We start from the raw sequence: 14,271 nt of genomic DNA on the forward strand, positions 1-14,271 counted from the left end.
ACATGCCTGGGTTCCGTGGCGGGCGCGGGCTGACCCGCCGCGGCGTCGTCGTGCTGCTCGGCGCCGCCGGCTGCTACGTGCTCGGCGAGCTGGCCGACTACGCCCTGTTCCGCGCGCTGGCCGGGTTCGCGTTCGGCGCCGTGGTCGCGGCCGTGGTCGTGGCGATGTCCCGGCCGCGCGCCGACGTCACGAGGACCGTCCACCCGGACCGCGTCGAGCGCGGCACGCCCGCGCTCGCGACCCTGGTGGTGCGCAACGGAACCGGGCGCGGGCACGGCGGGTTCTCTGCCGTCGACCGGGCCGGGGACACCGAGCACCGGCTGCGGGTCCGGCCGCTCGCACCGGGCGCGGAGGCCACCTACCACTACGAGCTGCCGACCGGGCGGCGCGGCCGCCTGCGGGTTGGCCCGCTGGTGCTCGACCGGTCCGACCCGTTCGGCCTGGTGCGTACCACCAGGACCGTCGGTGCCACCACCACCGTGCTGATCCACCCACGCAGGCACGCGGTCCGCCCCGCGGAGATCGCGTTCCCGCGCCACCACTACGACGGGGCGACCACCGAACCGCCGCTGCGCGGCTCGAACGACCTCGTCGCGGTGCGCGAGTACGTCCGCGGCGACGAGGTCCGCCTGCTGCACTGGCGGTCCACCGCCAAGACCGGGGTGCTCATGGTGCGCGAGTACACCGACCCGGCGATGGCCGGTGTGACGATCGTGCTGGACACCCGCGCCGACGTGCTCGCCGCCGCCGCGTTCGAGGACGCCGTCGAGGTCGCCACGTCGCTCCTGTACGCGGGTGCGCAGGCGGGACAGCGGTGCAGGCTGATCACGTCCTCCGGCACGAACGTCGCGACCGACAACGGTCTCGCGGGGGCACAGGCGCTGCTGGACGAGCTGTGCCTGGTCACCCAGGACGCCGGGATCTCGGGCGGGCCGCTGGTGCCCGCCGAGCTGGCGGCTCGCCGGCCCGCCGGTTCGCTGGTCGTGGTCACCGGGCCGGGCGCCGACCTCGGCCGGGCCGCGGTGTGGCGGCCGGACACGGTGTTCCGGCTCGGCGCCGCGGGCCGATCAGGCGGCGGCGTGGTCACCGCGCCGAACGCGGAGTCGGCCGCGGCCGCGTGGAACGTCCTGCGGGCGGGCCGATGAACAGGGTCGCGGTCCTCGGGCTGCTCGGCGCCACCGCGGTGTCGGGGCTGTTGTTCGCGCCGGTGTTCGGGCTCGGGCCGCTGCTCGCACCGGTGCTCGCGGTCGTCGCCGCGGGGTACGTGTGCGTCGAGGCGGCCGCCCGGTGGCCACGGCTCGCCGGGGCGCGCCCGTTGCTGGTGGCGCTGGCCGGGCTGCTCGTGGTCGTCGAGGTGGTGCTGTTCCCCACCACCGTGGCCGGGTTGCCGACGGCGGAGACGTTCCGGCTGCTGTGGCACGGCGCCACCGACGGCTGGCTCCTCACGCTGCAGTCGACGTGGCCCGCCCGGCCGGTGCCGGAACAGCTGCTGTTCGTGCCGCTGGCGGTGTTGGCGGCCACGGTGCTCGGCGTCGAGCTGCTCGCCCGGCCACTGGTCGCGTTGCTGCCGAGCCTCGCACTGGCCGGGCTTTCCCAGGCGTACCACGCGTTCGACGGCATGACAGCCGTGCTCGCCGCGGCCGGGTACGGCGCGTGCGCGGCGGTGCTCGTGTGGGGCGGCCGCACCCGGCGGTCCATCTCGGACGCGTGGCCGATAGTGCTGACCGTGGTCGCCACGCTCGTCGGCACACTCGCGGTCGCGGGCGCCGACCCGCTCGACCGCGGCCCGGTGAGCCTCAAGGACGGCAGGCTCGCGCCGATGCGGGAGACGCGGACCACCAGTCCCCTCCAGCAGATCGCGCACCGTCTGTCCACACCGGACACCGAGGTGTTCCGGTACCGCGCGGGCGAACCGGTCGCGCTGTGGCGGCTCGCGGTACTCGACGGGTTCGACGGCGCCGGGTTCTCCTCGGACGTCCGGCCCAGCAGGCTCGGCAGCGAGATCGCCACCCCGGCCGGCACCACGACGAGCACCGCGGAGGTCGTGCTCGGCACCGACCTTTCCGGGCCGTGGCTGCCCAGCCAGGCGATCCCGCTGGACGTGGACGGGCTCGCGCCGCTGGTCGACGAGAACACCGGCGTGCTGCTGCGCGACGCCGACACCGGCGCGGGGGAGTACCGGCTGACATGGGCGGAACCCGAGGTGGACGCCGCCACGCTCGGCGCCGCGCCGGTCGACGCGCGGGCGCGCGGCGGCCTCGGCGACGTCGGCGTGGTGCCACCGGAGGTCGACCGGCTGGCGAAGGACGCGGTCGCCGGGCTGCGGCCGACGTTCCAGTCCGCGCTGCAGCTGGACCGGTTCCTGCGGTCGAACTACCGGCTGGCCGTCGGTGACGACCTGCCGACCGGGCACGGCTGGTCGCAGCTGCGCCGGTTCCTCGTCGAGACCAAACGCGGCACGAGCGAGCAGTTCGCCGCCGCGTACGTGGTGCTGGCGCGGATGAACGGCATCCCGGCACGGCTGGCCGTGGGTTTCCGCGGCGGCACCGAGTCCGACGGCGCCGAGCACGTGGTGCGCAACCGCGACGTGCTCGCGTGGCCGGAGGTGGCGGTGCGCGGCGTGGGCTGGATCCCGCTCGACCCCACCGAGTCCGCCGCGTCGGCGGGCGCCGCCGCCCGGACCGGCCTGGGCGCGGCGGTCGACCAGGCGCGGCGACAACTCCCGCCCGAGCGGGACCTGCGTCCGCCCGTGCTGCCGGAGGACGAGCGTGCCGACACCGCCGCCGAGCCGGACTCGTCGGGCGGGGTGAGCTGGCTCGTCGTCACCGCCGTGGTGGCGGGTGTGCCGCTGGTCGCGTGGCTGCTCGGGGTGCCGCTGGCGACGGCGGTGCGGGCGCGGCGGCGCAGGGCCAGAGCCGGTACGGCCGGGGTGCTGGGCGCGTGGGCCGAGGTGTGCGACCGGTTGCGGGGCCACGGCGTGGCGTTCCGGGTCGGCATGACACCCCGCGACCTCGCCGCGGTGACGGCCGGTGTGGCGGGCCACGACACCGGCCGGGCGATCCGTGAGCTGGGCCGGGTCGTGGACATGGCGCTGTGGTCCGGGGTCGACGTGGCCGACGGGCACGCACGGCAGGCGTGGCAACGGGTGGCGGAGGTGCGCCGCGGCATGGCGGCCCGGCCCGCCCGCGCACGCCTCCGTGCGGCGGTCAACCCACGCGTGCTGATCCGGCCGCGCTAGGGCCACCTGCCCGTCACCGTGGCGCGGCGTCGGTGCAGTTGACGTCCTCGTCCGGCAGGTGACCCGTCTCCAGGAAATCGACGACCGCCTCGTCAGCGCACGCCGAACCCGCGTTGTAGACGTAGTGCCCGCCGTTGTCGACGCCGACGAGGGCGGCGCGGTCACCGAGGACGTCGCGCAGCTCGACCGCGGATTCCCACGGTGTGGCGTGATCGCGGCGGTTCTGCAGGACCATGATGGTCCGGGGGCCGTCGTCGGTCACGGTCACCGGGTCCTCGACAGGCGGCTCCCAGAAGGCGCACGCCCGGATGTTGGCGGGCATGCCCGCCGTGAGCGGCCAGGTCGCGCGGTCGGCGGCGACGCGGGTGGCGTACTCGTCGACATCGCGGGACCACTCGGCGTCACCACAGGTGATGGCCAGGAACATGGTGGCCTGGTTGTCCCGGGGGACGCCCGGGGCGGGCGGCGCCTCGGCGAACACCTGGTCGAGCACCGCGGCGTCGGCGTCGGTGAGGTTGCCGTCGGCCAGGTTCGTGGCGGCCCGCCAGAACTGTGCGAGTACCGGCAGCGTGTCGTTCCGCAGCAGCAACGAGTACGTGACGTCGCGGAGCACCGCGCCGTTCAGGGCGTGCGGTGTGCCGGGAACCGGCGCGGGCTCGCGGTCGAGCCGGTCGGCGAGCGCGAGGTAGGTCCTGGTGACCTCGTCGGCCGTGCCGCCGAGGCCGAGGGTGTCGTTCTGGGCGGCCGCGACGGTGGCGGCGTCGGGGAATCGTTCGGCCATGGCCTTGCCCCAGCCCGCCGCCTCGCCCGCCCACACCTTGGTGGGGTCGACGTTGCCCTCGAGGATCACGCGGTCGGTCCGGTCCGGGTACAGCGAGCTGTAGACGGTGCCGAGGTAGGTGCCGTAGGACTGGCCCCAGTAGGAGATCTTCTCCTCGCCGAGTGCCGCGCGAACGCGGTCGAGGTCGCGAGCGGCGTTGGCGGTGGTGAAGAACCGCAGGTTCGGAGCCGTGTCGGCGCACTGCTCGGCCTGGGTGCGGGCGGCGTCGACGTTCGCGTCGATCGAGCCGTCAGCGGCTGGATAGGGGAAGGGGCCGCCCGCTTCGGTGGCATCGAAGCCGCAGCTTTGCGGTGTGCTGTGCCCGACGCCGCGCGGGTCGAAGCCGATCAGGTCGTAACCGTCCAGAATGGACTTCGGCAGCGTCGGCGCCATCGCGCCGGGCATGTCCAGCCCCGGCAGCGCGGGGCCGCCCGGGTTCAGCAGCAGAACTCCGTGCCGCTTCTCGGTGTCGGCGGCGGCGAGCCGGGACACCGTCACCTCGATCGACTCCCCGCCGGGCCTGTCGTAGTCCAGCGGGACCGCCACCGTCCCGCAGGTCAGCCGGGGATCGCGGGTCACTCCCGGCGCTGGTTCCGGGCACGATCCCCACGTGATGGCAGGGTCCGGCGCGTGTGCCGCGGCCGGGGCCCGGTCTTCCTCGTAGGCGGCGTCGCACCCGGTCGCGCCGACCACACACAGTGCCGTGGCCAGTGCCGTGACATACCGGCCATGGCGTCGTTTCCCACTCATCGCCCACCCTCCGATTCCGACGCGGCCAGAACGTTTCCGCCGGTCGTGTGCGTTGACGGGGCGAAGTTATCGAGGAGGGGCGAGGCCGGACGTCGCCCTGACGCGGACAGATCCGGTAGCTCTTCCGAGGGACAAGCGTCAGTCCGTGGGGGTTACCAGTCCGGTCTGGTAGGCGAGGACGACCGCTTGTACGCGGTCCCGGAGGTCCAGCTTGGTGAGGATGCGGGACACGTAGGTCTTCACGGTTTCGAGCGAGATGACCAGTTTCTCGGCGATCTCGGCATTGGACAGGCCGGCGGCGAGTTGTTCGAGCACCTCGAGTTCGCGGCGCGCCAGCGTCCGCACGACGTGGTCCCGTGCCGGACTCGTGGTGTCGGCGGGGCGGAGCCGTTCGGCGAAGTGGCCGATCAGGTCACGGGTCACCGCGGGTGCGAGGAGCGACTCGCCGCGGGCGATCGTGCGGACGCCGTCGACCAGTCGTGCGGGTGGCGTGTCCTTGAGGAGAAATCCGCTGGCGCCCGCGCGGAGCGCGTCGTAGACGTACCTGTCGACGTTGAAGGTGGTGACTACCAGTACCTTCGACGGTGCCTCCACGCCGGGACCGGCGAGCAGGCGAGTCGCCTCGATGCCGTCCAGGACAGGCATGCGGATGTCCATCACGACGACGTCGGGGCGTAGCCGACGGGCCGCTGCCACCGCTTCCCGGCCGTCCGCGGCCTCGCCGACGACCGCCATGTCGGGGTACGCGGAGAAGACGGTGACGTAGCCGGTGCGCACGAGCTCCTGGTCCTCGCAGATCAGCACCCGGATCGGCGCGGTCACCTCGCACTACCCGGGATCATGGCCCACACCCGGAAACCGCGTTCCGGGACGTGGCCGGAAACCAGGTCTCCGCCGAGCATCAGCACCCGTTGCCGCAACCCGGTCAGCCCTCGGCCACCGGACGGTGTCACCGGCGTGCCGACCGCGGGACCGGTCGTGGTCACCTCGACCTCGATGTGGTCCTCCTCGTGGCGGACCAGGACGTTCGTCGCGTTTCCGGTCGCGTGTTTGAGGGCGTTGGTGAGCGCTTCCTGCACCACGCGGTAGGCGGCCAGTTCCACGTCGACCGAGCGCGGCCGCTGCTCGCCCTGCTCGGTCCATTCGACGGGCTGACCCGCCAGCCTCGCCTGCTCGACCAGATCGGCGACCTTGCCAAGGGCCGGTGCCCGGTCCGCTGTCGTGGGCTCGCCGGTCGCCTCGAGAACGCCGAGCAGGGTCCGCAGTTCGGTCAGTGCCCGTCGGCCGGTGTCGCTGATGGCGCTGAGCCCGTCACCGGCTCGTGCCGGTGCGCTGTCGAGCAGGAACTGGGCCGCGTCGGCCTGGACCACCATCGCGGTCACGTGGTGGGTGACGACGTCGTGCAGATCCCGGGCGATGCGCGCACGCTCGGCGGCGGCGGCCACCTCGGCCGCCAGCGCTCTGCGTTCGGCCTCGTCCCGGCGCCATCGACGCATGCCGGTACCGGCCATCCAGATCACCACCAACACCAGACCGAACGCGAGAAAATCCGGAAACCCCTGCGGTGAACCGAGGTTGTGCAGTACCAGGGCGAGCGCCGCGTACCCGGCGGTCAGCACGGTGGCCAGCGCCCGCCGGAACCGCGCCAGATGGGCGCCCGCGGCGTACAACGCGAGGAGCAGCCCCACCTTGCCGAACGTGTCCGGGTAACCCAGCACCTGACCGAGCGCGAACGCGACCGCCGTGACCGACAGGCACAGGCCGGGCAGGCGGGTGCGCACCGCCAGCGGCAGGCACATGGCCACGGTCAGGACCACGCCGGTCGCCCCGCCGGACGTGCCGGTGCCGGGCCGGGGGAGGTCACCGATCTCCGGCCCGAGGTGCGCGAGGGTCGGCACGAACGCCAGCACGGTCACCACCGCCGCCAGCACGCCGTCCTTCGTCGCCGGCGAGCGGACCCGCCAGGCATCGACCGCGGCACTGCGCGTGGTGCTGGGGCGGGACATGCGGTGAGCCTAGCGGCGTGCCCTCCGCACGGGCACGATCCTGCCGCGCCTGTGCGCGACGACAAGCATCGGCACGGCGAGCAGCAGACTCACGAGTACGGGGACGATCGAGCCCTCGAAACCGAACTGGCCGCCGGTCAGCATGTCCGGTCCCGTCGGCTCGGCGGTCAGCAGCCCCGGCGACGCGTGCCCCGAGACCGGAACGCCCAGCAGTCCTTCGGTGGTGTTCCAGGCGAAGTGCAGCCCCATCACCGTCCAGAGGCTGCGCCGCCAGAGAAACGCGGCCCCCATGAGCACACCGGCCTCGACGGCGATCGCGAACGCGGTCCACCACGTGGCGCCGGGGTTGGCCAGGTGGATGGCGCCGAACAGCACGGCGGTGGCCGCCAGCGCCACCCAGCTGCCGCACAGCCGTTCCAGCCCCTGCAACAGGAGGCCGCGGAAGATCAGTTCCTCGATCACCGCCGCACCGAACTGCACCGCCGCGATGCTCAGCACGGTCGCCACGACACCACCCGACGCCCGGGTGAAGTCGAACTCGGTGAGTACCACCAGCATCGACACGGCGATGAACCCGACGCCGAGGCCGACGCCGAGCAACGCCTCGCGCCCGGCCCGCGTCCGCGCGATCTCCGGCGTGTCCCGCCCCGCGACGTAGCGCATGACCGCCCAGTACACGGCGAACGCGGCCACCGCGGCGACGACCGCGAGCACCGGTGACCCACTCGCCGACAGCACCGACACCCCACCGACACCGGCGATCCCGACCACCATCCAGACGGCCGGTTGGCGCAGGACGCGGCCGGGCCGGTGACCCGTGTGCGCTGCCGACGTGACGTTCATGAGCGGCCTCCGGTTGAGCCAGGGCCGCGTCCCTCGCGACCTGCCGGAAACGCTACGAGCGCGGCACCGCCGGGAAATCACCAGCGAGAGGACGGTCCGGGTAGCTCTCACGGGGGACAAGCCGTTCCCGCCCGGGCAGCGCTCGTCGTCCCGTCACAACGCGCAGCGGGCGCCGCGGATGGGTACCGGCTCGCTGGTGTAGATCTCGCGGCTGTCGGTGGCGCGGATCTGGAAGCAGTACTTGCGGCCGGGGTCGACCGGCACGGTCATCTCCCGCTGCCGGTTGGCGACGAGCACCATCGTGTCGATCTTCTCGCCCGCCACGACGACGGAGAAGTCCAGGTCGCCCTCGGCGGCCCAGGTCAGGTCGACCCGGTCGCCGAGATCGTCCACTTTGGTCACCTCGAGCCCGATGTCCGGCGCGGCGGTCGTCTCGGGCGCCGTGGTGGTCGTCGGTGCGGGAGTCTGTTGCGCGACAGGGGAACCACCGTCGTCGCCCGACGTGAGGACGACGGCCGCGACCGCGGCGGCGACGAGGACGACACCGATCGCGGCCGGGACCTTCCAGCGGCGGGGTTTCCGCGCGGTCTCCTGCCCGGAAACGGAGTAGACGAGCGTGCGCCCGGGCGGGGGCGCGGGCCGGGCGAACGCGACGGGGCCCGGCTGGACGAACGCGGCCGGGGTGTTCGCGGGCGGAGGGGTCGGCGGTTCGGTCACCGAAGGCGGACGGGGGCTCGCGGGCCGCGTCGGTTCCGTCACCGCGGGCTGGGCGATCGCGGGAAGCGGCTGGGCACTCGGCCGCGGTTGCGCGAGCGGTGGCGCGGCCACCGGCGGGGGAGCCGCCGGAAACCGCTGGGGCGGAGCGGTTTCCGGGCGTCCGGCGAAGGAGTCGAAGTCCGTGTCCGGGTGGGCGGCCGGTGGTGCCAGCGGGTTCAGGGCGGGCGGTACGGCGGTGGACCGGCCGCGGACGTGGTCGAACCACGCCGCCACGCGGGCCGCGTCCGCGGGGCGGTCGGCGGGGTCCTTCGCCAGCAGGAGACTGACCAGTTCGGACAGTTCACCCGGGATGGACTGGATCGGCGGCACCGGGTCGCGGAGCACGCGCAGGATGCGTTCGCCGGGGGCCTGGCCCGTGCGGCGCGGGAACGGCGGCGCGCCGGTCAGCATCGCGTACAGCACCGCGCCGAGACCGTAGAGGTCCGACGCCGTCGTGCGGGCGTCGTCGCGCAGTGTCTCGGGCGCCGTGTACTCGAGCGCGTGCATCGGGTCGCGGGAGAACCGTTCCCGCAGCGCCAGGCCGAAGTCGCCGAGCACCGGCTCACCGGAGCGGCGGAACAGCACGTTGTGCGGCGTCACCCCGCCGTGCACCACACCGGCCTCGTGCGCGGCCGCCAGCGCACCCGCGGCCGCCGCGCCGACCGCCAGCACCTCCGACACCGGCAGCGCGCCCCTGGTCAGCATCCCGGCGAGGGATCCGGCGCACAGCTGCGTGACCACGCTCGACCGGTCGCCCGCGTACTCGCCGACCGACTCGACGGCCAGGATCGACGGCGTCGCCGCCACGGCCCCGACGAGCGCGCGGCGTTCACGTTCGAGGCGGCCGGCCGTGTCCCGGTCGAACCGGTCGGGGAACACCTTGACCGCGACCTCGGCGCCGGTGGCCGCCAGCCTGCCCGCGTACACGACCGCGACGGGGCCGCGCCCCAGCACGGTCGCGGCGACAATCGCCCCGCCGCCGTCGACACTCAACGCCGGACCCCCCGAACGGGTGTGGGTGGTGGTTGCGGTCATGACCAGAACGTACGAACGTTCACCGGCCCCGCCCGGTCACGGCATCTTGCTGCCGACGCCGTTGTGCCCGGTCGTGACCGGCGATCCTGCTGACATGCAGACTACCGGCCTCGTCAGAGTCACCGTGTCCGCGCCGCAGCGGCGCATCGACATGGCCCTGCCGGAGCACGCGCCGCTCGCCGAGGTGCTTCCCGGCGTGCTGTCGCGCGCGGGCGAGGACCTCGCGGACGCGGGCGTCACCGGCGGCGGCTGGGTGCTGCGCAGAGCCGACGGCACCGAACTGGCGCTCGGCCGCACACTCGCCGCGCACCGCGTGCGCGACGGCGAGATCCTGCACCTGACCCCGGGACAGCTGGAGTGGCCGGAGCTCGAGTACGACGACCTGGTCGACGCGATCGCCACCGGCTCCGGCCGGGTCCGGCGGCCGTGGGGGCCCCGGCACACGCGGCTCGCCGGGCTGGCCGCCGGGGTCCTCGCGCTGCTGCTCGGCCTGGTCGTGGTGCTGCGGGCCGGGCCGTCGTGGGACGCGTCCGCGTTCTGGGCGCTCGGCGCGGCCGCGGTGCTGCTCGCCGTCGCCGCCGTGCTCGCGCGGGCGGTCGGCGACGCCGGTGCCGGGGTCGTGGTCGCGGCGTGCGCGCTGCCGTTCGCGTTCACCGGCGGCGGGCTCGTGCTCGCGGGCGACCGGCCGGTCGGGGAGCTGTCCGCGGGCCACCTGCTGCTGGCCGGTGCGGTGCTTCTGCTCGCCGCCGTGCTCGGCATGCTCGCGGTGACCGCCGCGCCCGCGCTGTTCACCGGCGGGATCACCGTCGGCCTGAGCACCGTGCTGGGCGCCGCACTGTCCACGTGGGACCTGAGCGCGCACGAGTCGGCGGCCGTCGTCGGCGGCGTCCTGCTGATGCTGACCGCCGCGTACGCCACGCTCTCGCTGCGGCTCGGCCGGGTGCCGATGCCGGTGCTGCCACGGTCCACAGCGGACCTGGTGCGGGACGACCCGCAACCGCCGCTGTCGCGGGTGCACGCCTGCGTGCTCCGCGCGGACGCGTTCCTGACCGGCATGCTGACCGGCACGTTCGTCGTGGTGTCGTGCTGTGTGGTGGTGCTGGCGCGGGGCGCGAGCGAGGCCGGGGTGGTGCTCGCGGGCCTGCTGGCGGCCGGGTTCCTGCTGCGCTCACGGGTGTACCCGGTGCTGCACCACCGGGTGCCGGTGCTCGCGACCGGCGTGGTCGCCGTCGGAGCCGTCGTCGCGGGCCCGCTGATCACGGGCCGGGTCGCGCTGCTCGCGATCACGGCGCCCGCGCTGGTGCTCGTCGCGGCGGGCGCGATCGCGGCAGGCATCGCGTACAGCGCGCGTGCCGCCGGGCCCTACCCCGGCAGGCTCGCCGAGTACGCGGAGATCCTGGTGATGGTGGCGGTCGTGCCGGTGACGTGTTCGGTGCTCGGCCTGTACGGCTACGTGCGCGGGCTGGGGGGCTGATGGCGAGCAAGCGGGACCAGCTGCAGGCGTACCAGTTCGTGGTGCAGCGGGCGACGTCGGCGCTCGTGGTCGGGGAGACGGACCTGGAGCAGCCGCCGTTCCGCAGGCCGGTCACGTCGTCGTTCGTCGGGGTGGCGCTCGCGATCGTGGCGCTGGCGTGCGTCGGCGTGTACGGCATGATCGTCCCGGGCGGCAACGACGCGTGGCGCGACGCGAACGCGGTCGTCGTCGAGGAGGAGACCGGCACCCGGTACGTGTACCTGGACGGGCGGCTGCACCCGGTCAGCAACTACGCGTCGGCGCTGCTGCTGGCCGGCTCGAACGCCACCACCCGTTCGGTGTCGCGGGACTCCATGGTGGACGTGCCGCGCGGTCCCCGGCTCGGCATCCCGGACGCGCCGGACGCGTTGCCGGGCAGGGACAGGCTGCTCGCCGGTGCGTGGTCGCTGTGCTCGGTCCCGGCCAGTGACGCGGCGGGCGACCGGGTCGAGGAGTCGGTGCTGGTCGTCGGCGAGGACCCGGCGGGCGGGCACACGCTCGGCGACCAGGCGCTGCTGGTGCGCCTCGCGGACACCGACGAGCGGTACCTCGTGTGGCGCGGGCACCGGCACCGCCTCGCCGACTACGCGGTGACCGGCACCGGGCTCGCGCTGACCGCGCAGCCGTGGGCGCGGGTCGGCCGCGCGTGGCTGGACGTGCTGCCCGAGGGCGAGCCGATCAGCCCGATCCCGGTGCGTGACGCGGGGCGTCCGTCGACGGCGGTGCCCGGCCGCACCGACCTCCGCGTCGGCGCCCTGCTTCAGGTGCTGACGACGGGTGGCGCCACGCAGTACTACCTGGCGACGCGGGACGTGCTGATCCCGATCACCGAGCTGCAGTACGACGTGCAGCGCGCGTACGCCCCGACGAGGGCCGCCTACCCGGACGGCGAACCGACGGCGCTGCCGCTGTCGTCGTCCCTGGCCACGACGGCCAACCGCCGCGAACCCCGGGCCGACCCCGGCCTCCCGGCCCACCTGCCGGCGGTGACCCGGCTGCGCGACGGCGAGTCGACGGTGTGCGCCGCGTTCGCGCCGAAGTCGTGGGTGCCGAGGCTGCTGGTGGACGCGACCCCGCCGCCCGCGGACCCGATGGCCGCCACCACGGGCCGGTCACCCGAGGGCACCCCGCTGGCCGACCGCGTGCACGTACGACCGGGCTGGGCGGCGGTGGTGGAGGCCATGCCGTCGGCCGACGCGCAGGTCGGCACGCTCGTGGTGGTCACCGACACGGGCAGGCGCTACACGGTGGTGTCCCACGAGGTGCTGGGCACCCTCGGCTACGGCGGCGCCACCGCGGTCCGCCTGCCGGGCGGTCTCGTGGCCCGCCTCCCGGCAGGCCCGGCACTGGACCCGGCCGCGGCGGCGAGACAGACGCTGACGGGCTGAGGAAATCCGGTGGCGCCCCAGCCGGCTGTGAACCGGTCGCCAGGGCATGCGTCCGTCCGCCGGGAGGGCTTGCGGTACGCGGTTGAATTGGAGGGTCTGCTGGATCATCGTCGATCCGTTGGAGGCCACCGTGCCGGAGGACCAGAACCAGGACAGGACCGGTACCCGCACTGACGTGGACAAGGCGCTGCTCGGGCACGCCACCTACCGCAGCCTCGGTGAGCAGCGGCTCACCCCCGCCGAGGAGAGATTCGAGAAAGCCAGGCGCACCACGGGTTTGTGGCTCGCGCCGCTCGTGACCACCGTGTTCCTCGTGCTGCCACTGGACCTGCCCGGTGACCAGCAGACGCTCGGTGGTGTGCTGCTCGGCGTCATCGTCCTGTGGATCACCGAGGCCGTGCCGATCCCGATCGGCGGGCTGATCGGGATCGCGGCCGTGGTGGTACTCAACGTCGCACCGGTCGACGACGTGCTCGCGCCGTTCGGGTCGTCGACGATCTTCACCTTCATCGGCGCGTTCATCCTCGCGCAGGCCATGCTCAAACACGGCCTCGCGCGGCGGTTCGCGTTCCGCATCCTCGCCCTGCCGAGGGTGGGCACCTCGACCACCGGCGTGATCGTCGCGTTCGGGGTCATCACGTGTCTGCTGTCGGCGTTCGTGTCGAACACCGCGACCGTCGCCATGCTGCTGCCGACCGCGATCGGCATCCTCTCGGTGATCGCGAAACTGTTGCAGGAGAGGGGCATCGTCGCGGCGGACTTCGACCCGCTGCGGTTGCGGGTCGGTGCGGCGATCATGCTGATGCTGGCGTACGGCGCGAGCGTCGGCGGCCTGCTGACCCCGGTCGGCAGCCCGCCCAACCTGATCGGGCGCGCGCAGATCGAGGAGGCCACCGGGGAACGGATCTCCTTCGCGCAGTGGATGGCGCCGCGCTGCCGATCTGCCTGCTGATGTTCCTCGTGCTCGCGGTGGTGCTGCTCCTGCTCAACCGCCCGGAGATCCGGCGCATCGACGGGGTCGCGGAGTACGTCGCGAACGAACGCGCGGCCATGGGCGCGTTGTCCCGCGCGGAGAAGAACACGCTGGTCGCGTTCGGGACCACGGTCGCGCTGTGGATCACACCCGGTGTGGTGGCGCTGATCGCGGGCACCGAGTCGCAGGTCTACGGGATGATCAGCGACCGGCTCGACGAGGGCATCGTCGCGGTGCTCGGCGCGAGCCTGCTGTTCCTGCTGCCGACCGACTGGTCGAAGCGGGAGTACACGCTGCGCTGGCGGGACGCGGGCCAGATCGACTGGGGCACCATCATCCTGTTCGGCACCGGCATCATCTTCGGCGCGCTGCTGCGCACCACCGGGCTCGCCGAGACGATGGGCACGTCCGCGTCGGACGCGCTCGGCCTGTCCACCGGGGTCACCATCACGATCTTCGCCGTGCTGCTGGCGGTCGTCGTGTCGGAGACGACGAGCAACACCGCGTCCGCGTCGGTCGTGGTGCCGATCGTCATCGCCGTGGCCGCGGGTGCCGGGGTCGATCCGATCGTGCCCGCGCTCGCGGCGACGTTCGCGGCGTCGTTCGGGTTCATGCTGCCGGTGTCGACCCCGCAGAACGCGGTGGTCTACGGCTCCGGCGCGGTGTCGATCACCACGATGATCCGCTCCGGCATCTCCTTCGACGTGCTCGGCGCGGTGCTGATCCTCGTTGGGATGCCGGTGATGGTCGCGGTGGTCGGCATCGGCTGAGCACTGGGCACCGCCACTCCGAACGGCCGCCGGGAGGTCACCGGCGGCCGTTCCGCTCGCCTGCCCGGCTTCCCCCTGTGACACGAACGGCCGTCCGTACGCCTATGAAGGTGGGAAGAGTCGACGAAAGTCGACGACCCGTCGCGCCGGAATTGTGCGGAACCGGCTCGACGGGCATT

Annotated in this window: 11 protein-coding genes; 6 read left to right on the top strand and 5 right to left on the bottom strand. The window is 73.8% G+C overall.

The genetic code is table 11. From position 1 onward, the window contains the following. Positions 1–2: 2 nt before the first annotated feature. On the top strand, positions 3–1,145 hold the full coding sequence (locus tag ACIBVP_RS30005; protein WP_396109726.1) for a DUF58 domain-containing protein: 1,143 nt from the start codon (positions 3–5) through the stop codon (positions 1,143–1,145). After that, the gene (locus ACIBVP_RS30010) at positions 1,142–3,238 is read left to right on the top strand and encodes a DUF3488 and DUF4129 domain-containing transglutaminase family protein (protein ID WP_396109727.1); all 2,097 of its coding nucleotides are present in this window, start codon (positions 1,142–1,144) and stop codon (positions 3,236–3,238) included. The genes ACIBVP_RS30005 and ACIBVP_RS30010 overlap by 4 nt, the downstream gene beginning before the upstream one ends. A 13-nt stretch (positions 3,239–3,251) precedes the next feature. Here ACIBVP_RS30010 and ACIBVP_RS30015 read toward each other — a convergent pair whose 3' ends face one another. The 5 genes from ACIBVP_RS30015 to ACIBVP_RS30035 all read right to left on the bottom strand — a co-directional run bounded on the left by ACIBVP_RS30015 (position 3,252) and on the right by ACIBVP_RS30035 (position 9,448). Beyond that, positions 3,252–4,808 carry an alpha/beta hydrolase gene (locus ACIBVP_RS30015; protein ID WP_396109728.1) on the bottom strand — a complete coding sequence of 519 codons (1,557 nt, stop codon included), beginning with the start codon at positions 4,806–4,808 and terminating at the stop codon, positions 3,252–3,254. A 138-nt stretch (positions 4,809–4,946) separates the two neighbouring features. Further along, positions 4,947–5,630: a response regulator gene (locus ACIBVP_RS30020; RefSeq protein ID WP_396109729.1), complete on the bottom strand. Its 684-nt coding sequence runs from the start codon at positions 5,628–5,630 to the stop codon at positions 4,947–4,949. Continuing rightward, a complete protein-coding gene (locus ACIBVP_RS30025; RefSeq protein WP_396109730.1) occupies positions 5,627–6,814 on the bottom strand; it encodes a sensor histidine kinase in 1,188 nt (395 codons plus the stop codon). Before ACIBVP_RS30025 ends, ACIBVP_RS30020 begins: the two co-directional genes overlap by 4 nt. 9 nt (positions 6,815–6,823) lie before the next feature. Beyond that, positions 6,824–7,657, bottom strand: coding sequence for a lysostaphin resistance A-like protein (locus ACIBVP_RS30030; RefSeq protein ID WP_396109731.1), 834 nt, complete (start codon positions 7,655–7,657; stop codon positions 6,824–6,826). Between the two features lie 153 nt (positions 7,658–7,810). Continuing rightward, positions 7,811–9,448: a serine/threonine protein kinase gene (locus ACIBVP_RS30035; protein WP_396109732.1), complete on the bottom strand. Its 1,638-nt coding sequence runs from the start codon at positions 9,446–9,448 to the stop codon at positions 7,811–7,813. 94 nt (positions 9,449–9,542) lie between these two features. Between ACIBVP_RS30035 and eccD the strand changes: the two genes are divergently transcribed. From eccD to ACIBVP_RS30055, 4 genes are all read left to right on the top strand, one after another. Next, positions 9,543–10,922 (top strand): type VII secretion integral membrane protein EccD, encoded by a 1,380-nt coding sequence (gene eccD, locus ACIBVP_RS30040; RefSeq protein ID WP_396109733.1) that lies wholly within the window; start codon positions 9,543–9,545, stop codon positions 10,920–10,922. Further along, positions 10,922–12,349 (top strand): type VII secretion protein EccB, encoded by a 1,428-nt coding sequence (eccB, locus tag ACIBVP_RS30045; RefSeq protein WP_396109734.1) that lies wholly within the window; start codon positions 10,922–10,924, stop codon positions 12,347–12,349. Before eccD ends, eccB begins: the two co-directional genes overlap by 1 nt. Before the next feature lie 118 nt (positions 12,350–12,467). Then, entirely contained in the window at positions 12,468–13,301 is an 834-nt protein-coding gene (locus ACIBVP_RS30050; protein ID WP_396109735.1) for an SLC13 family permease, read from the top strand. After that, positions 13,268–14,092, top strand: coding sequence for an SLC13 family permease (locus ACIBVP_RS30055; RefSeq protein ID WP_396109736.1), 825 nt, complete (start codon positions 13,268–13,270; stop codon positions 14,090–14,092). The genes ACIBVP_RS30050 and ACIBVP_RS30055 overlap by 34 nt, the downstream gene beginning before the upstream one ends. Positions 14,093–14,271 lie beyond the last annotated feature (179 nt).

The sequence above is a fragment of the Actinophytocola sp. NPDC049390 genome (assembly GCF_044466355.1).
In the GTDB taxonomy this organism is placed as follows: Bacteria; Actinomycetota; Actinomycetes; order Mycobacteriales; family Pseudonocardiaceae; genus Actinophytocola.